The organism is Dactylosporangium sp. CS-033363 (assembly GCF_050942475.1).
Classification (GTDB): Bacteria; Actinomycetota; Actinomycetes; order Mycobacteriales; family Micromonosporaceae; genus Dactylosporangium.
Map to the genome: position 1 here is coordinate 6,339,456 of NZ_CP192032.1, position 17,884 is coordinate 6,357,339.

General features: G+C 72.0%; 14 protein-coding genes. 5 read left to right on the forward strand and 9 right to left on the reverse strand.

What is annotated here, in order from left to right:
• Positions 1 to 34 precede the first annotated feature (34 nt).
• The 8 genes from ACQPZ4_RS29400 to ACQPZ4_RS29435 all read right to left on the reverse strand — a co-directional run bounded on the left by ACQPZ4_RS29400 (position 35) and on the right by ACQPZ4_RS29435 (position 9,446).
• Positions 35 to 1,675 (reverse strand): (2,3-dihydroxybenzoyl)adenylate synthase, encoded by a 1,641-nt coding sequence (locus ACQPZ4_RS29400; protein ID WP_433042231.1) that lies wholly within the window; start codon positions 1,673 to 1,675, stop codon positions 35 to 37.
• A 101-nt stretch (positions 1,676 to 1,776) separates the two neighbouring features.
• A complete protein-coding gene (locus tag ACQPZ4_RS29405) occupies positions 1,777 to 2,319 on the reverse strand; it encodes a carboxymuconolactone decarboxylase family protein (protein WP_433042234.1) in 543 nt (180 codons plus the stop codon).
• Between the two features lie 53 nt (positions 2,320 to 2,372).
• On the reverse strand, positions 2,373 to 3,551 hold the full coding sequence (dinB, locus tag ACQPZ4_RS29410; protein ID WP_433042236.1) for a DNA polymerase IV: 1,179 nt from the start codon (positions 3,549 to 3,551) through the stop codon (positions 2,373 to 2,375).
• Between the two features lie 20 nt (positions 3,552 to 3,571).
• Entirely contained in the window at positions 3,572 to 4,624 is a 1,053-nt protein-coding gene (locus ACQPZ4_RS29415; protein WP_433042239.1) for an LLM class F420-dependent oxidoreductase, read from the reverse strand.
• 13 nt (positions 4,625 to 4,637) lie between these two features.
• Positions 4,638 to 5,456 carry a maleylpyruvate isomerase N-terminal domain-containing protein gene (locus ACQPZ4_RS29420; protein ID WP_433042242.1) on the reverse strand — a complete coding sequence of 273 codons (819 nt, stop codon included), beginning with the start codon at positions 5,454 to 5,456 and terminating at the stop codon, positions 4,638 to 4,640.
• Position 5,457: 1 nt separating this feature from the next.
• A complete protein-coding gene (locus ACQPZ4_RS29425; protein WP_433042245.1) occupies positions 5,458 to 6,402 on the reverse strand; it encodes a hypothetical protein in 945 nt (314 codons plus the stop codon).
• Between the two features lie 60 nt (positions 6,403 to 6,462).
• On the reverse strand, positions 6,463 to 7,473 hold the full coding sequence (locus tag ACQPZ4_RS29430; RefSeq protein ID WP_433042248.1) for an enediyne biosynthesis protein: 1,011 nt from the start codon (positions 7,471 to 7,473) through the stop codon (positions 6,463 to 6,465).
• Positions 7,470 to 9,446, reverse strand: coding sequence for a CRTAC1 family protein (locus tag ACQPZ4_RS29435; RefSeq protein ID WP_433042251.1), 1,977 nt, complete (start codon positions 9,444 to 9,446; stop codon positions 7,470 to 7,472). Before ACQPZ4_RS29435 ends, ACQPZ4_RS29430 begins: the two co-directional genes overlap by 4 nt.
• Before the next feature lie 403 nt (positions 9,447 to 9,849).
• On the opposite strand from ACQPZ4_RS29435, the gene ACQPZ4_RS29440 reads away from it, so the two are divergent.
• Together ACQPZ4_RS29440 and ACQPZ4_RS29445 are read left to right on the forward strand one after the other, a co-directional pair.
• On the forward strand, positions 9,850 to 10,689 hold the full coding sequence (locus tag ACQPZ4_RS29440) for a metalloregulator ArsR/SmtB family transcription factor (protein WP_433042254.1): 840 nt from the start codon (positions 9,850 to 9,852) through the stop codon (positions 10,687 to 10,689).
• Between the two features lie 14 nt (positions 10,690 to 10,703).
• Complete coding sequence (locus tag ACQPZ4_RS29445) at positions 10,704 to 11,531, forward strand: alpha/beta fold hydrolase (RefSeq protein WP_433042257.1); 828 nt, start codon at positions 10,704 to 10,706, stop codon at positions 11,529 to 11,531.
• 54 nt (positions 11,532 to 11,585) lie between these two features.
• Here ACQPZ4_RS29445 and ACQPZ4_RS29450 read toward each other — a convergent pair whose 3' ends face one another.
• Complete coding sequence (locus ACQPZ4_RS29450) at positions 11,586 to 12,611, reverse strand: methyltransferase (protein ID WP_433042260.1); 1,026 nt, start codon at positions 12,609 to 12,611, stop codon at positions 11,586 to 11,588.
• Positions 12,612 to 12,858: 247 nt separating this feature from the next.
• Here ACQPZ4_RS29450 and ACQPZ4_RS29455 point away from each other — a divergent pair, with 247 nt between their 5' ends.
• From ACQPZ4_RS29455 to ACQPZ4_RS29465, 3 genes are all read left to right on the forward strand, one after another.
• Complete coding sequence (locus ACQPZ4_RS29455) at positions 12,859 to 14,181, forward strand: acyltransferase family protein (RefSeq protein ID WP_433042263.1); 1,323 nt, start codon at positions 12,859 to 12,861, stop codon at positions 14,179 to 14,181.
• 197 nt (positions 14,182 to 14,378) lie between these two features.
• A complete protein-coding gene (locus ACQPZ4_RS29460; RefSeq protein ID WP_433042266.1) occupies positions 14,379 to 15,602 on the forward strand; it encodes a glycosyltransferase in 1,224 nt (407 codons plus the stop codon).
• The gene (locus ACQPZ4_RS29465) at positions 15,586 to 17,835 is read left to right on the forward strand and encodes a glycosyltransferase family 39 protein (protein ID WP_433042269.1); all 2,250 of its coding nucleotides are present in this window, start codon (positions 15,586 to 15,588) and stop codon (positions 17,833 to 17,835) included. Before ACQPZ4_RS29460 ends, ACQPZ4_RS29465 begins: the two co-directional genes overlap by 17 nt.
• Positions 17,836 to 17,884: the final 49 nt, after the last annotated feature.

A 17,884-nucleotide genomic window follows, 5' to 3' on the forward strand; every position in this document is an offset into this window, starting at 1 on the left:
GTGCAGGGTCCGCGGGTGAGCGCCGCGGCGCGCGTCACCGAGCGAGCGTGGCGCTCGTGTCCAGTTCGAGCTCCAGCCGCGCGGCGATGTCGGCCCGGAGCGCCTTCTTGTCGATCTTGCCGACGTTGGTGACCGGCAGCGTGTCGAGCACGACGAGCCGCTCAGGCAGCTTGTAGCGGGCGGCGCCCGCGCGGTCCATGACGGCCACGACGTCGTCGAGGGCCACCTGGGCGGCGGCGGTGACGTAGAGGCAGACCCGCTCGCCGAGCTCGGGGTCGGGCATCGCCACGGCCGCCGCGAGCCGCACCCCGGGCAGCTGGTACGCGAAGTTCTCGACCTCCTCGGCCGACACCTTCTCGCCGCCGCGGTTGATCATGTCCTTCTGCCGGCCCTCGACGACGATGTTGCCGTCCGGCCGGATGCGCACGATGTCGCCGGTGCGCAGCCATCCGTCCACGAACGCGCGCTCGTTGTGCTCATCCGCGCGGTAGTAGCCGCGCGGCGTGCACGGCCCGCGGGTGAGCAGCTCCCCCGGCGTGCCGTCGGTCAGCGCCCGGCCGTCCTCGTCGACCAGCCGCAGCTCGTCGGCGCTCGTGATCGGCCGGCCCTGGGTGTGCTCGACGACGTCGGCCGGGTCGTCGGGGTCGGTGAGGCAGACCAGCCCCTCGGCCATGCCGTAGCCCTGCTGCAGCGCGGCGGTCAGGGCCGGGACGAACCGGTCGGCGATCTCGTCCGGCAGGCGGGCGCCGCCGACCAGCAGCAGCCGCATCGAGCTCAGGTCGTGTCCCGCTTCCGTTGTACGGTACGAAAGCCAGCTCTGCGCGATCGCCGGCACGAGCGCGGTGTGCGTCACCCGCTCGGCCTCGATCACCGCGAACGCCTTGGCCGGCGCGGGCGACCCGCCGATCACGACCGTCCCGCCGTGCTGCAGCGTGGCCAGGGTCAGCCCGAACGGCAGGCTGTGCCCCATCGGCAGCACGGCCAGGAACGCCGAGCTCGCGCCGAGCCGGTTCACCTCGCCGAACCGGCGCACGTAGCAGCCGTAGTCGTCGTGCGCGCGGGCGATGAGTTTCGGCAGCCCGGTCGTCCCGCCGGACAGCAGCATGAGCGCGATGTCCCGGCTGGACGGAGCCGCAGCGTCGAGGGGTTCGGCGGCGGGCGCGCACAGCTCGCGCAGTCCCTGCACGTCGTCGACGAACACGTGCTCGACGGTCGGGGCGGCCGCGGCGACGTCGCGCGCGATGTCCAGGTGGCCGGCGTACTTCCCCCCGCCGGGTACGACGACGGCCCGGGCCTCGGCGTGCTGCGCGATGAACGTCAGCTCGTGCCGCCCGTGCGCCGGCAGCGCCATCACCGGAACGACGCCGATGCGCAGGCACGCGAGGGTGAGCACCACGAACGGCCAGCCGTTGGTCAGCTGCACCACGATGCGATCGTCCGGCCGCAGTCCCAGGGCGAGCAGCCGTCCGGCCGCACCGTCGGCCCGGCTGAGCAGCTCGGCGTAGGTCAGGCGGTGGGCGCCGTCGACCACGGCGGTGGCGGCGGGATCCGCGCGGTACACCGCGTCGAACAGCGTGCGGCCGCTCCAGTGGCCCTCGGCGACGTACCGGGCCACGAACTCCGGCGGCCAGGGCGGTAATCCGGCGATGCTCGGCGCCGCGGGCACTCTGGTCATGCTGGCCTCCTGGAGCCGAGGGGCTGGCGGTACGCCGATGCTAGAAACGCAGAAGGCGGGCGGGCATCTTTCTGCGTGCCCACCCGCCCGGAGCGACCAGCTCAGACGCCGTAGCCCTGCTGCACGATCCGCTCGGCCATCGGCAGGTAGTCCTCCTGGGCCTGCGGCGCGAACGTCCCGAGCCCGTCGACGTACCGGTTGAACATGCAGAACGCCGCCGCGATGAGGACCGTGTCGTGCAGCTCCAGGTCGGTGGCGCCCTCGGCCCGCGCGGCCGCGATGAGCTCCGGGGTGACCGCCCGCCCCGTCTGCTGCACGGCGCCCGCGATGCGCAGCAGGGCGCGCAGCTTCGCCGAGATGGGAGCGCCGTCGAGGTCGGCGCGCACCTGCTCGACCAGGGGCATGCCCGCGTCGAGCTGCACCGCGGCGAACGCCGAGTGCGACGAGCAGCAGAACGTGCACTCGTTGAGACCGGAGACATAGGCCGCGATGAGCTCCCGCTCGCCCGCGGGCAGTGAGTGCGGGCCGCGCAGCAGCGTCTCCGCGAGCCCGTTGAGGTGCTGCGCCGTCTCCGGCCGGTACCGCATCGGACCGGTGATGCCGGGAAATTCCTTCTCGTCCACGCCGAGGTCGATGTGAGCCATGGCCGAACCCTGGCACGGCCCGCAACCCGGTTCTTCTTTCAGCGTGCGCAGTTTCAGCCGTCGGCCGGCTTGCGCAGATCGATGTGCTCGGGCATGCCGAGCCGCTTGCGTTCGGCCTCGCGGCGCCGCTCCATCTCGCCGCTGCGCACCGGCTCCGGCTCCGGCGGCGCGGGCAGCTCGAAGAGCTCCAGCTGGGTCGCGCTGTCGTCCTCGAGGTCCCGCACGCCCACGCCGACGAGCGTGATGCCGCGGGCCTCGGCGACCGGCGCCGCCTCGCGATAGAGCCCGCGCACCGCTGCGAGCAGATCGGCCTGCTCGGCCGTGTGCCGGGACAGGGTGCGGGCGCGGGTGGAGGCGGTGTAGTCGCCGTACCGCAGCCGCAGTTCGACAATGCGCCCGATCCGCCCGGCCTCCCGCATCCGCCACACCACCCGCTCGACCAGGCTGTGCAGCAGCGAATCGACGTCGTCGGGCGGAATGACCGCCGACCCGGCCCCGAACTGGGCGCCGAACGAGGCGCGGCGGCGGGCCTGGCGCACGGGCTGCGGGCGGCGGCTGTGCAGCAGGTCGTAGATGCGCCGCCCGGCGGCCAGCCCGACGACGGCCATGAGGTCGGCCTCGCGCAGCCCGGTCAGGTCGCCGATCACGCGCGCTCCGAACTCGCGCAGCTTCGCCGTGGTGACCGGGCCGACGCCCCACATCCGGTCGATCGGCAGCGGGTCGAGGAACGCGCGCTCCTCGCCGTGCGGGACCACGATGAGGCCGTCGGGCTTGGCCGTCCGGCTGGCGATCTTGGCGATGAACTTGGTCGGGGCGACGCCGACGGTCACCGGCAGCCCGGCCCCGTCGCGCACCGCCGCGCGCAGGCCGGCCCCGATCCGCTCGGCGTCGCCCGGGGCCCGGCAGCGGGCGGTGACGTCGAGGAACGCCTCGTCGATGGAGGCGCCCTCGACCAGGTCGCCGCCGGCCCGGAAGATGTCGAAGACGGCCTCGCTCTGGGCCAGGTAGTGCGGGATCCGCGGGCCGACGAGCACCGCGCCGGGGCACATGGCGAGGGCGCGCTGGCGGCCCATGCCGGAGCGGATGCCGTACGAGCGGGCCTCGTAACTGGCGGCGAAGACGATGCTGGTGGCGACGAGCACCGGGCGGCCCCGCAGGCTGGGGTCGTCGCGCTGCTCGACGGAGGCGTAGAACGCGTCGAGGTCGGCGTGCGCGATCGTGGTCGGCGGCACCCGACCAGGTTGCCACACGATCAGTCCAGCATGCCCCGGATCGCCTCGACCGTGTGCAGCCGCTGCCGGTGCGTCCGCCCGACGGGGGTGGCGTTGAGGGTGCCGACGCCGGTCGCGGCGAACGCGTGGACGCGGTCCTTCACCCAGGCGGCGGGGCCGATGAGGGCGATGCCGTCGATGAGCTCCTGCGGCACGAGGGCGGCGGCGTCCTGCTTGTGGCCGGCGAGGTAGAGGTCCTGGATGCGGGCGGCGACCCGGCCGAAGCCGTAGCGCTCCATGAGGGCGGCGTAGTAGTTGGCCCCGCGGGCGCCCATGCCGCCGACGTAGAGGGCGACGATCTCGCGCACGGTCGCGGTGGCGGCGGCGAGCTCGGCCGGGTCGTCGCTGACGTGGGCCCAGGTGTCGGCCACGATCCGCAGCGGGCCGAGGTCGGCGGCGCGCCGGGCCAGGCCCCGGGCGAGCGGCTCGCCGAACGCCTCGGCGGCCCGTTCGGGCAGGTAGAACGCCGGCTCCCAGCCCTCGCAGAGCTCGGCCGCGAGGGCCACGCCGCGCGGGGCGAGCGCGGCCAGGGTGATCGGGATGCGGGCCCGGCGGGGCCGGTTGACCAGCCACAGCGGCTTGCCGAGGCCGGTGGCGGCGCGCGGCTCGGTCAGCGGCACGGTGTAGTGGCGGCCGTCGAAGATGAGCGGCTCGCGCCGCCACACCTGGCGGCAGATCTGCACCACCTCGCGCAGCCGGCCGACCGGGGCGTCGTAGCGCACGCCGTGGAAGCCCTCGACGACCTGCGGGCCGGACGAGCCCAGGCCGAGGGTGAACCGGCCGCCGGAGACGGCGTCGAGGCCGGCCGCGGTCATCGCGAGCAGGGCCGGGGTGCGCGTGTACACGTTGAGGATGCCGGAGGCGATCTCCACGCGGGTGGTCCGGGCGGCGATGTACCCGAGCTGGCTGACGGCGTCGTAGGAGTACACCTCGGGGACGTGCACGACGTCGAGGCCGGCGGACTCGTATTCGGCCAGCCGGTCCAGCGCGCCGACCACCTCGCCGGTGTACTTCAGCTGCATCCCGAGCTTCATCGGACGCCCCCGTTCAGTGCGGCATGCGGAGCTTGCGGAGAAACGGCAGGATCTTCCACGGGCGCGGGCCGCCGATGCGGATCCCGCCGCCGGCGACCGCCCTTGCGCGGCTGAGCCGGCCGAACAGCATGAGGTTGAGCGTCGGCGGGTCGAAGCGGACCCGGACGTCGACGCGGCCGCCCGCCGGTTCCCAGGACACGACGTCGTCGGTGAGGGTGACGGTGACCGGGGTGGTGTGCGCGGAGTGGAACTCGACGGCGATCCGCGCCGGGTCGCGCAGGGTGACGCCGTCGACGAGGGTGCCGTACCCCTCCCGGATCACGCCGAGCAGGAACAGCTCGAAGAACAGCGCGGCCTCCGGCGCCGGGATCGTCCACGGCTCGCCGAGCGCGCGGGCGATGTCCCGGCCGTGGATGTGCAGCTCGTTGACGAGGTGGCCGAACAGCCCGGCCACCGGCACGTTCGAACCGCCCAGCCACGGTACGGTGGCCGCCGGATCGCGCCCCGCCGCCGCCTCGGTCATCCGCGCGAACTCGGCCTCCAGCAGCCCCGCGAGCCGCACGGGCTCGCGGGTGCCGATCTGGGCCAGGAGGATCTCGTTGAAGTCCGCGACCGTGTCGACCGTGACCACGTCGAGGATCTCGTCCGCCACGTGCGGGGCCGGCGGGTCGAGCCGGCCCAGCAGCGAGCGGTACACCTGGGCGAGGGTCAGCACGTGGGCCGCGGTGTCGGCGACCGACCAGTCCGCGGTGGCCATCGCCGTGCCCGCCGCCGGATGGCGCAGCAGCGCGGTGAAGCGACGACCGGCGGACACGACCGCAGTGGCCCACATGTCAGGCGTTGTACGGCATCGTCGGGAACCAGCCGTGCCCGAACAGCGCCGGCACCCGCAGGTCCCAGTAGGCCACGGTGAACGCGCCGAGGGCGATGAGCAGCACCCCGGACACGAGCGCGGCCCGCCGCGGGCTGCCGGCCAGCCAGGCCACCACCCGGCCGCGGGTGAGCAGCGTGACGAGCACGAACAGGACCACCACGAGCGTGACGTTGCCCAGCGACTGCAGCACGAAGGCGAGCGAGCCGTACAGCGGGTTGTGCGTGTCCGCCGCGTAGTGGAAGAGCTTGTTGAACAGCGGGTAGGGCCGCCCGATGAGGAAGCCGCCGATGAGCGCCCCGAGCGCGACGACCCGGGCCGTCGGGCGATTCTTGAACACGTCGGGCAGCACGCCGAGCGACGCCAGGCCGAGGTACAGCAGGGCCAGCCCGATGACGCCGAAGACGACCGACGACTGGATGATCCGCACCGGCATCCCGCCGGCCGTGTCGGTGGACAGCTGCGGCAGGCTGTCGCCGATGAGGACGCCGACGAAGCCGTAGACCGCGGAGACTGCGACCATGCCCGCCAGCAGGCAGGCGGTCGGGCGGACCAGCATCCGCAGCACGCCCCGCCCGCCGCGCGAGGTGGCCGCACCGGCCGAGGTCAGCGGGCCGACGGCGGCCGCCATGGCGATGTTGCAGGCGGTGAACGTGCCGGCCAGGCCGGAGACGAACGCGAACAGCAGCCCGGCGGCGGTGCCGACGATGGCCGTCTGCTTGGCGTCGTGGCCGAGCAGGTTGTTCGCGACGGTGTCGCCGATCTCGTGGTCGACGAGCTCGAACGACCACAGGATCGCCAGGGCCAGGCCGGCGGCCAGGCTGAGCACGACCGCGAGGAGCCGGTTGCGCGGTCGGGCCGGGTCCGTGGATTCGGGGCGGGACAGGACGTCGAGGCGCGCGGTCATGGGACTGCTCCAGGGGTCGGGGGCGGCGGCCGCGCGGGCCGCCGCCCCGGGCGGGAAACGTCAGGCCGGTGCCGTGATGAGCTGCGGTTCGGCCGCCTCGTCGACCAGGTCCTTCTTGCGCCGCTCCAGCAGCCACTTGGCCCACCAGTAGAGGCCGCGGATCAGGCAGACGATGGTGACCGCGAAGAACAGCGTGTACACGACGTTGAAGAGCATCAGCACGCCGTACACCATGCCGACGCTGGCGCCGAACATGAACTGGTAGCGCCCGGCGGACGGGGTGGTGCCCGGGTCCGTGATCATGTAGTTGGTGAAGAGGACGAACGCGACCCCGGTGATCGGGACCAGCGCCGCCCACAGGGCCACGTCCCAGATGAAGTGCCGCAGCAGGCCCTGGATCACGAACGAGCCGACCCAGCCCATGATGAGCATGACCTTCTTGGTCAGCATCGCGTTGAGCACGGTGCCGGCCGTGAGGATGATGAACGGGATCATGATGCTGATGACGTCCGGCACGTTCTCGGTGAAGTGGTACGGCGGCGCGATGTTCACCCACGGGAACGCGAGCAGCGCCACGGTGATGCCGAGGTTCGACGGGTTCATGAAGTGCCGCAGCCGGCCCTTGATGGGCGCCTGGAGCACGTACTTCTGCCCGACGGCCACGGTCACCGCGAACGCGATCGGCCAGAACATGTCGTTGCCGTAGAGCAGCATGTTCGCCGCGAGGGCCGTGATGTGCGTCGGCAGCAGGAACGTGTACACGCCCCAGGCGCCGTTGCCCAGGAACTGGATCGGGCGCTTGTTGGCCCACGCCGCGATCAGCTCGGCGCCGAACTCGACGCTGTAGCCGAGCAGCAGCGCGAAGAACGGCCAGGTCCACGGCTGCTCGAAGCCGAGCACGGCGTACCCGAGGATGTTGAAGATGCTCATCGAGATCGCGAAGTTGCGCAGCGCCAGGTAGCGCGGGTCGCGCCGGTCGACGCGGGGCACCTTCGGGCGCTCGGTCTCGGGGGTGGCCGGCGCGGTGCCCGCGCGGCCGGTCTCGGTCGGGTTGACTTGTACGTCGGTCATGCCGTCACCTCGCGCGCCTGGTCGGTCAGCATCAGGTCGTGCCAGCCGGACGTCAGCTGCACCGTCTGGCGGTGCGTGGCGCCGCTGGTGTCGCGCCAGCTGATCTCGGCCTTGACCGGCTGGCTGCCCTGCTCGCCGAGGCCGAAGAAGACGTCGAAGCTGCGCTTGCCGGAGTGCCCGCCGCCGCCGTCGAGCTGGGCCAGCTGGGTGTGCCCGTCGGCGGTGGTCAGCCGCACGACGGCCCCATAGGCCGGGGTGCCGATCGGACCATCCGTGCTCTCGGTCGTCGCCGGGCGGTAGAGCCGCAGCCCGACGTACGCGCCGCGGTTGCCGGCGGTGTTCTTGTAGAAGGCGGGCTCGCCCCACTGGCGGGCCACCATCAGGTCCTGGCCGCCGTCGCCGTCGACGTCGGCCACCCCGACGCCGCGGGTCGGGATCGGCACGGCCAGCCCCAGCTCGGCGTTGAGGTTGGCGTACCGGCCGTTGCCCTCCGGCGCCCAGAAGGCCAGCTCGTTCTCGCCCGCGATGTCGTCGCCCGGCACGGCCTTCGGCCACATCTCCGGGTTCTGCAGCATCAGGTCGTTGGACATCGCCAGTTCCTGCAGCCAGTTGAACCGGTTGATCTCGCCCTTGACGAAGCCGCAGGCCTGCACGACGGCCAGGTGACCGCTGTTGTCGAAGTCGGCCATCTTGGCGTCCCAGCCCCAGCCGACCCAGGCCAGGTTGGTCTCGGCGGCCACGTTCTTGTACGGCGCGACGCCCTTGGCCATCGACGCCTTCGCGTCCTCGGGACTGGCCGCCGTGTTGCGCCAGACGAGGTTGCTCTCCTCCAGGCCCCACGACTCGGTGATGTTGCTGACGAAGGCGTCGAAGCGGCCGTTGCCGGACAGGTCACCGAACTCGATGGACATGCCCTTGAACGAGTCGTGCCCCATCACCAGCGACTTCGGGTCGAACGCGCCGCGCTCGCCCTCGACCAGGTCGAACTTGATGTTCCCGCGGGTCGAGACGTTGCGGAAGAAGCGGTCGTGGCCGAAGTCGTTGGCCAGGTACAGCTCCGGCAGCAGGTCGCCGTCGAGGTCGGCCGAGGCCGAGGCCAGGGTCCAGCCGCTGGCGTAGGCCGGGTCGATGGCCGGCTGCTCCTGGAACTGCACGCTGGGCTGGGTGGCGCCGGTGGCGCCGGTGGCGCCGGTCCAGCGCAGCACGTGCGCACCGCCGGCGTTGCGGGCGTGCGACATCGAGTGGTTCATCGACACGTTCGGCGGCGCGTGCGGGTCGAGGACCTGCGTCTCCGGGAAGTAGTTGAACACGCCGACGTCCGGGTGCCCGTCGCCGTCGAAGTCGGCCACGGCCACGGCGTTGGTGTTCCACAGCGGCCCCCGGTACAGCCCGTCGGTGGTGACGGCCTGCGGGACGAGCTCGGTCGGCGTGTACGAGGCGGCCGACAGCGGGCCCGGCTCCGGCTTCTTCAGGAACAGCACCGGCGTGCGGCCCCAGTAGTAGACGATGAGGTCGTTCCAGCCGTCGCCGTTGAGGTCGGCCGGGGTGCAGCCCATCGGGGCGATCGCCGGGCCGCTCGGCAGCGGGCTCGGGGTCAGCACGAACGGCTGGTAGGTGCCGGTGCTGCCCGGGGCCGGGGTGACGACGACCGAGTCGGTGCGGGTGTCGACGAGGCAGATGTCGTTGGCGACGCCGCCGCCGTCGAGGTCGTTGACGGCGATCGCGGCCCCGACCGAGGAGATCCACGACTTGATGTGCTCGTACGCGGGGTTCACCTCGCGCACGGTCTTCATCGGCAGACCGGGCGGCAGCGCGATCGGCATCTCGGTGAACTGGTACCGCTTGGCCATGCTCGCCCTGGTGTCGGCCGACGCCTCGGGCAACCGCGCCGCGCCGTAGAAACCGACGATGAGCACGAGCACAGCGAACGCTGGGATGAGTCGGCGCAGGACACCGACGGGTTGCGAGGGCACGGTTCCCCCTTCGATTCGGGCGCACAAAAGCCGACCGCAGCATTTGTACGGTCCACTCGGCGACAATTCCGTAATGCATTCCGTGTCCCTTTTTCCGCACGGGCTCCGGAGGGTCACGGAAGCGCTCGACACGGGCTCCACCTGTGCAAGCTCGCGTCCGGCCACCTGCCGATCAATGCCACGACATTGATGGCCATGGCCATCTTCACGTAGCCCAACAGGGAAGTCTTCTCGAATCGTGCGGTAGTGGCCGGGCAATTACGGATAGTGCGCAGTGCTGGTTGCCGGGCCGGCCGGGTCACCCGCAGCGGTGATCCGCGGCCCCGCCGGGGCGATCAACTTGACACCGGTTGCCCTGGTCATACACTAAACACGTCGGTTTATAAACGGTAAGGTTAAGCGTATGGCGACCAGCACAGACCGTGTCGTGGACGACACGGCGGACACGGACACGGTGGACACGCTGAGCACGACCTTCGCCGCCCTCGCCGACCCCACCCGGCGGGAGATCCTGCAGCGCCTCGCCCGGGGCGAGGCGACGGTCAAGGAGCTCCTGGAGCCGTTCGACATCACCGCTCAGGCCGTCTCCCGGCACCTGCGGGTGCTGGAGCAGGCCGGCCTGATCCGCCGCGGCCGAACCGGCAAGTGGCGGCCCTGCACGCTCGAGCCGGCCCCCTTGGGCGAGGCGACCGGCTGGATCGGCCACAACCGCGAGATGTGGCTGACCCGCTTCGAGCGGCTGGACGCGGCGGTCGGACGGCTGCGGCCCGACACCACCCGGCCCGGCCCGCGCGAGTTCACGGTGGGACGGGTCTTCGACGCGCCCCGCCGCGAGCTCTTCCGGGCCTGGATCGAGCCCGAGCGGCTCGCCGGGTGGTTCGGTCCGCACGGGGTCAGCACGCCGTTGTCGCGCATGTCCATCGACGCCAGGCCGGGCGGGCACTGGCGGATGAGCATGGTCAGCGAGGCCGACGGCACCGAGTTCCCGTCGGAGATGACCTACCACGAGGTGGTGGAGCCCGAGCGGCTGGTCTTCGGCTGGGGCGACGCCGGCGCCGAGGCCGGCTCCGACCCTGCGGACGAGGGCACCGCCGTGGTGACCGTCCACTTCACCGAGCTGCACGGCCAGTGCGTGGTGCAGCTGCGGCAGACGGGGTCCTGGAGCGACGCGCGCAACGCCCACGTCAGGACCGGCTGGTCCGAGACACTCGAACGGCTGGACCACTACACCGCGAACGCATGAGAGGGGAATTCATCATGACGAAGGTCCAGGAGCAGCAGGTGCTGCGGGTGACCTCGAAGGACGGCTCGTCCATCGCCTACGAGCGCTCCGGCGAGGGCGCACCGGTCATCCTGGTCGCGGCCGCGCTCGCCGACCGCACCGGCACCCGGCGGCTGGCCAAGGCGCTCGCCCCGGAGTACACCGTCATCAACTTCGACCGCCGCGGGCGCAACGACAGCACCGAGCACGAGCCCTACGACGTGCAGCGCGAGGTCGACGACATCGAGGCCCTCATCGACGCGGCCGGCGGCCAGGCGGTGCTGTTCGGCAGCTCGTCCGGCTCCGTGCTCGCGCTCGACGCGGCCAACCGGCTCGGCGACAAGGTCAGCAAGGTGGTGCTGTTCGAGCCGCCGTTCATCGTCGACGACAGCCGCGAGCCGATGCCGGCCGACCTCGACGCCGACGTCAGGAAGCTCATCGACGAGCAGCAGCCCGGCGCGGTCGTGAAGCTGTTCATGCACAAGGCGATGGGCATCCCGAAGTTCGCCGTGAACATCATGTCGATCATGCCCGGCTGGTCGAGCATGCGCGCCGCCGCGCACACCCTGCCGCACGACCTGGAGCTCATGCGCGGCACCCAGGACGGCACGCCGCTGCCGGCCGAGCGCTGGAAGGCCATCTCGGCGCCGGTGCTGGTGCTGACCGGCGGGCGCAGCGAGCAGTTCTTCCACCGCGGCGGCGACGCGCTGGTCGAGGTGCTGGCCGACGGCCGGCACGAGGTCCTCAAGGGCCAGGGCCACGGCGTGGTGCTGATGAACCCGAAGGCCCTGCTGCCGCAGTTCAACGCCTTCGTCGAGGGCTGATCCGAGACTCGAGGGGCAGGTCCGGGCGGGACCTGCCCCTCGTCGCGCCCCCGGCTAGACCGGACGCGCCTCGATGATGGGCGACATGCGCGTGTTGACGACCCGGACCAGGCGCAGGTCGGCCTTGGCGAAGAGCACCTTGAGCTGCTCCAGGCTCCGCCCGCCGCCGCCGGCCATGGCCAGCAGCAGCACGTCGTAGAGCTTGCCCCAGTCGAACGCGTCGCCGGGCTCCATCAGCGGCTCGATGAGCAGCAGCCGGCTCGACGGGCGCATCGCGGCGCGGATCGTGCGCAGCATCCGGACCGCGTCCTCGTCGTTCCAGGCGTACATGATGCGCTTGAGCAGGTACGCGTCCCCGCCGTCGGGCACCCGGCGCAGGAAGCTGCCGCCGGCCACCTCGCAGCGCTCGGCCACGCCCGCCTCGGCCAGCACCTCCGGCGCGTTGGCGACCACGTGCGGCTGGTCGAACACGATCCCGCGCACCCCCGGGTAGCGCTTGAGGATGCCGGCCAGGAACGCGCCGTTGCCGCCGCCGACGTCGACGATCGTGCCGAACTCCGACCACTCGTACGAGTCGAGCATCGTGCGCAGCTCGCGCTTGGTCACCGACTGCTGCGAGGCGTCGAAGCGCGCCGACTCGTCCGGGTGCGCGGCCATGTAGGTCCAGTAGTCCACCCCGTGCACCGCGTCGAAGGCGGCCTCGCCCGTGCGCAGGCTGTGCCCGAACCCGGCCCAGGCGCGGATGTCGGCCTCCAGCAGCGGGTACGCGTCCGCGAGCGATTCGGGGTGGTCGGTGCGCAGCGGCTGCGCGAGCGGGGTCAGCGCGAAGGTCTGCGGCTCCACCTCGGAGAAGACGCCCCGGCAGGCGAGGGCCCGCAGCGCGCGGTACAGCGGCAGGGCCTGCACCCCGGTCGCCGCGGCCAGCTCGTCGACGGTGCGCGGCCCCTCCCGCAGGTGGTCGGCGACCCGCAGGTCGGCCACGGCCCGCAGCATGAACGGCACCACGTAGTCGGCGAGCTCCGACAGCCGCGCCGAGGAGGCGCGGTCGCGCACCGGCGGCGCAACGGCCACATTGGTCATCTCAGCTCCTCACCTGGGTGCAGCCCGTGCGCTGCCCAGCTCTGACCAGCAGTCTGCGCGCCGCTCCGCCGGCCGCGCACCTTCCAGACTGCGTCGCTGCACCATCCACTGTGGACCGGAGCGCTCCGCACGACGGAAGATGCGCCCGAGCCGTTCCTTGTCCCAGGCTGGCCTCGTCCGGCCGGGAGGTAGAGAGGAGCGAGCGGTGACGGCACCCGAGTTAAATGCGACAGCGACGACAGCGCGAGTGACACAGGCGAAACGGGATCCCAAACTCGAGGGGATCCGGGGGTATCTGGCCCTCGGCGTCATGGTCTTCCATGTCGCCTTCACGGCGAAAATCAGCAGCTTCCTCGACGAGCACCCGGCGGGCATCTGGACGACTCTGGTCGACGGCCTGTCGGTGTGCCTGCCGCCCTTCTTCGTCCTTTCCGGCTGGTTCCTGTACCGGCCGTTCGTCCGCTCGGTCATCGCCGGCACCCCGCGGCCGAAGGGCGGCTCGTTCATCTTCGGCCGCCTGTTGCGCCTGCTGCCGGCGTACTGGCTGCTGCTCGCCTTCGCCCTGCCCGCCTTCAGCTACGGGCGCATCGACGGCATCTGGCACGTGCTGCGGCCCTTCCTGATGATCCACTTCTACTACCCGCCGAACGAGCCCTGGATCATCGGCATCGAGCCGACCTGGACCGTGCCGACGGAGATCCTGTTCTATCTGTCCCTGCCGCTGCTGGCCGGCATCGCCTGGCTCGCCGCGCGGGGCGGCAGCACGCCGCTGCAGCGGGCCCGGCGCTCGATGGTCTCCACCTACCTGCTGTTCGCGATCGGCCTGGCGTGGCAGATCTACGTGCTGCTGCCCTCGCAGATCATGACGGTGGCGTCCTGGAACCTGTGGTACTGGCCGTTCGCGTACTACACCGCGTTCGCCGTCGGCATGGCGCTGGCCACGCTGTCCGCGTACGCCGACGTGACCGGAGAGCCGCCGGCCCTGCACCGCTTCGTGCAGCGCCACCCGCTGGCGCTCTGGGGCCTCGCCCTGGTGGCCTACGCGCTCAACCTGCCGAAGACCTTCGGCGACCTGGGCGTCGGCACCACCGGCGCGATGATCCAGTCGCACGTGCAGACGCTGTTCGTGCTGGTCTTCGCGGCGCTGCTGATCGCCCCGCTCACCGTGCCCGGCATCAAGTCGGCGTACATGGAGTTCGTCCTGGCCAACCCGGTCATGCGGTACCTCGGGCGGATCTCCTACGGCATCTACCTGTGGCACATCGCGGCCATCTACCTGGTGCTCGGGCAGGGCAGCATCTTCGGCAACATCCCGAAGACCGGCCCGTTCAGCCGCGGCCTGATGGACTTCTGGCCGCTGATGACGCTGACGCTGCTCACGAGCGTCGCGATCGCCACGGTGAGCTACTACGCGCTGGAGCGGCCGGTCGCGCGGTGGCGGTACCAGCGCAACCAGGCCGCGACCGGGCGCACGCCGGTGGTGGAGTCCAACCCGCTGCCGCACCCGCCGGTCGCGGACGCGCCGGTCTCCCCCGCACCGGTGACCGCTGTGGACCGCAGCACCATCTGAGCACTACTCTCCCCCTAGTACGAGCGTCCCGGCGGCCGCGCCACGCCGCCGGGGCGCTCGTTTTGCTGCGTTCGTCCCTTGTGGACTGTCGTGGGAGCGCTGCGCACGGTGGGAGATGTGGGGCCCCGGGCGCAAACGGGACGATATGTCGGCGACGCTCACCATGCACACCCGATTGGACGCTCATGTGCGCAGCCGTGCTCGATCCCGTGGACGCCGTGGTGCTCGACGTGACCATTCCGGTGTACAACGAGGAGCGCGACCTCGAGCCGTGCATCCGCCGGCTGCATGCGTATCTGCGCACGAACATGCCGTACACCTTCCGGATCACGATCGCGGACAACGGCAGCACCGACGCCACGCCCGGCGTCGCCGCGGAGCTGGTGGCCGAGTTCCCCGAGGTGTCGATGGTGCGCATCGAGGAGGCCGGCAAGGGCCTGGCCCTGCGCACGGCGTGGAGCGGCTCGGACGCGGCGGTGCTCGCGTACATGGACGTCGACCTGTCCACCGACCTGGCCGCGCTGCTGCCGCTGATCGCGCCGCTCATCACCGGCCACTCGGACATCGCCATCGGCACCCGGCTCGCGCGCGGTTCGCGCGTGGTGCGCGGCCCGAAACGCGAGGCCATCTCGCGCGCGTACAACCTGCTGCTGCGCGGGACGCTCGCGATGCGCATCTCGGACGCGCAGTGCGGGTTCAAGGCGATCCGGCGCGACATCGCGCGGGGCCTGCTGCCGTACGTGCAGGACACCGGCTGGTTCTTCGACACCGAGCTGCTCATCCTGGCCCAGCGGACCAACCTGCGCATTCACGAGGTGCCTGTTGACTGGATCGACGACGATGACTCCCGCGTGGACGTGGTCTCCGCCGCGCTGGCCGACGTGCGCGGCATCTGGCGGCTGGGCCGGGCCCTCGTGACCCGCCGCCTGCCGCTCGCCCTGCTGCGCCACGACCTCGGCCGCAGTCCCCTCCTGCCGGGCGTGCCGGCCGGCCTCGGCGGCCAGCTCGTGCGCTTCATCGGCATCGGGATCGCCTCCACCGTCTTCTTCGCCGTCCTGTACGCCCTGTTGCGCATCGAGTTCGCCGCGCAGACGGCCAACTTCACCGCCCTGCTGGTGTCCGCGATCGCCAACACGCTCGTCAACCGCCGGGTCACCTTCGGCGTGCGCGGCCCGGGCAAGCTGCTGCAACACCTCGCCCAGGGCCTGCTGCTGTTCGGCCTCGGGCTCGCGCTGACCAGCGGGTCGCTGGTGCTGCTGCACGCGGTGCACCCGCCCGCGGCCCCGCTCGAGCTGGCGGTGCTGGTGGTCTCCAGCTTCGCCGCCACGGCGCTGCGGTTCCTGCTGTTGCGCTTCTGGCTCGGCCGCCCTGGCCGTACCGCTGCCGGTTCGAAGGAGAGAGCGTATGAGCTCCACAACTGAAATCCCGCCCGTGGTGGAATCCGCGCCGGCCCCAGCGGAACCCGCCGCGCCCGCCAACCCGGCCTGGGCCCGCCCGGCCCTGTTCCTGCTGCTGGCCCTCACCGCCGTGCTGTACCTGTGGGACCTGGGCAAGTCCGGCCCGGGCAACAACTTCTACGCGGCCGCGGTCCAGGCCGGCACCGAGGACTGGAAGGCCTTCTTCTACGGCTCCCTCGACCCGTCCAACTTCATCACCGTCGACAAGCCGCCGGCCGCCCTGTGGGTGATGGAGCTGTCCGGGCGCATCTTCGGCTTCAACGCCTGGAGCATGCTGGTCCCGCAGGCCCTCATGGGCGTCGCGGCCGTGGCCCTCATGTACGCCGCCGTCCGCCGCTGGTTCGGCCCGGCCGCCGGTCTGCTCGCGGCCGCGGTGCTCGCGCTGACGCCGGCGGCGGTGCTCATGTTCCGCTTCAACAACCCCGACGCGCTGCTCACCCTGCTGCTGACGGCGGCCGCCTACACCATCGTCCGCGCCGTCGAGGCGGGCCGCGTGCGCTGGATGGTGGCCACCGGTGCGCTCGTCGGCCTCGCGTTCCTGACCAAAACCCTCGGAGCCTTCACGGTACTGCCGGCGTTCGTCGGCCTGTACCTGCTCGCCGCGCCCGTCTCGCTGGGCCGCCGCATCCTGCACGTCCTCGCCGGCGGCCTGGCCATGGTCGTGTCGGCGGGCTGGTGGGTCGCGATCGTCGAGTCGGTCTCGCCCGACAGCCGCCCCTACATCGGCACGTCGACGGACAACAGCTTCCTGAGCCTGGCCTTCGGCTTCAACGGCATCGGCCGCGTCTTCGGCGGCGACGACAACGACCTCGGGGCCATCAACGCCTTCTTCGGCGGCCAGCCCGGCGTGGGGCGCATGTTCAGCTCGGTCGTCGCCGCGAACGTGACCTGGCTGCTGCCGGCCGCGCTGCTGCTGATCGTCTCGGGCTTCGTGCTGTCGCGGGGCGCGCCGCGGACCGACCGGACGCGCGCGGCGATCGTGCTGTGGGGCGGGTGGCTGGTCGTCACGGCCGGGATCTTCAGCTTCATGCAGGGGATCTTCCACCCGTACTACACGATCGCCATCGCCCCGCCGATCGCCGCGCTGGTCGCGGTGGGCGGGCAGCAGCTGTGGCGGCACCGCACCTCCTCCGCCGCGCGCCTCACCCTCGCGGTGATCGTGGCGGTGACGTGCATCGTCAACGTGGTCATCCTGGAGCGGGCCAACCTGTGGCACCCGGAGGTCCGGGTGCTGGTGATCGCGGCCGCGCTGCTGGCGCTCGTGGCGCTGGCGCAGGGCAGCGCGCGGGAGCCCCGGGCGCTGCACGGCGCCTTCGCCGCGGCGATCGCGGTCGCCCTGCTCGCGCCGGCCGCGTACGGTCTGGCCACCGCCGGCCGCCCGCACATCGGGGCGGTGCCGACGGCCGGACCGGCGGCCGCGGAGAACACGGCGCTGCCGGCCGGGGCCGGTGGCCTGCCGGGCGGGGCGCAGGCGCCGGGCGGGGGGTCGGCGGCGAATCCTGAGGTGGTCGCGCTGCTGCGGCAGACCTCGAACAAGTGGGCGGCGGCCACGTTCACCTCGCCGAACGCGGCTACCTTGCAGCTGGCCAGCGATCGGCCGATCATGGCGATCGGCGGGTTCACGGGGTGGGACCCGACGCCTTCGCTGGAGCACTTCCAGATGTGCGTGCAGGCCGGGGAGATCCGGTACTTCGTGGGGTCCGGCTTCGGCGGCCTCATGGGCGGCGGCGGTCCTGGCGCCGGTCCTGGCGCCGGCCCCGGCGCGGGTCAGCCGGGTGCGCAGCCTGGGGCTCAGCCGGGTGCGCAGCCTGGAGCTCAGCCGAGTGGCATGCCGTCCGGTGTTGCTCAGCCCGGGGCTCAGCCTGGTGCTCAGCCCGGTGTGGGTCCGTCCGGTGTTGCTCAGCCCGGGGCTCAGCCGGGTGCTCAGCCTGGGGCCCAGCCCGGGGCTCAGCCGGGTGCTCAGCCGGGTGCGCAACCCGGGGCTCAGCCTGGTGCTCAGCCTGGTGCGGGACAGCAGCCGGGCGGTGCGGCGCCGATGGACCCGTTCGGCGGCACCAAGACGCCCGAGCAGATCGTCGCCTGGGTGCAGGAGCACTACGCGATCATCATCGCCATCTCCACCTGGGTCGCGCAGCACTACGCCCCGATGATGGTCGGCACCGACGTCATCTTCGACCTGAGCAAGCCGATCGCCTGACCCACCCGCCGCCGTGCGCGCCCGGACACCCCGAGCGCGCACGGCGGCG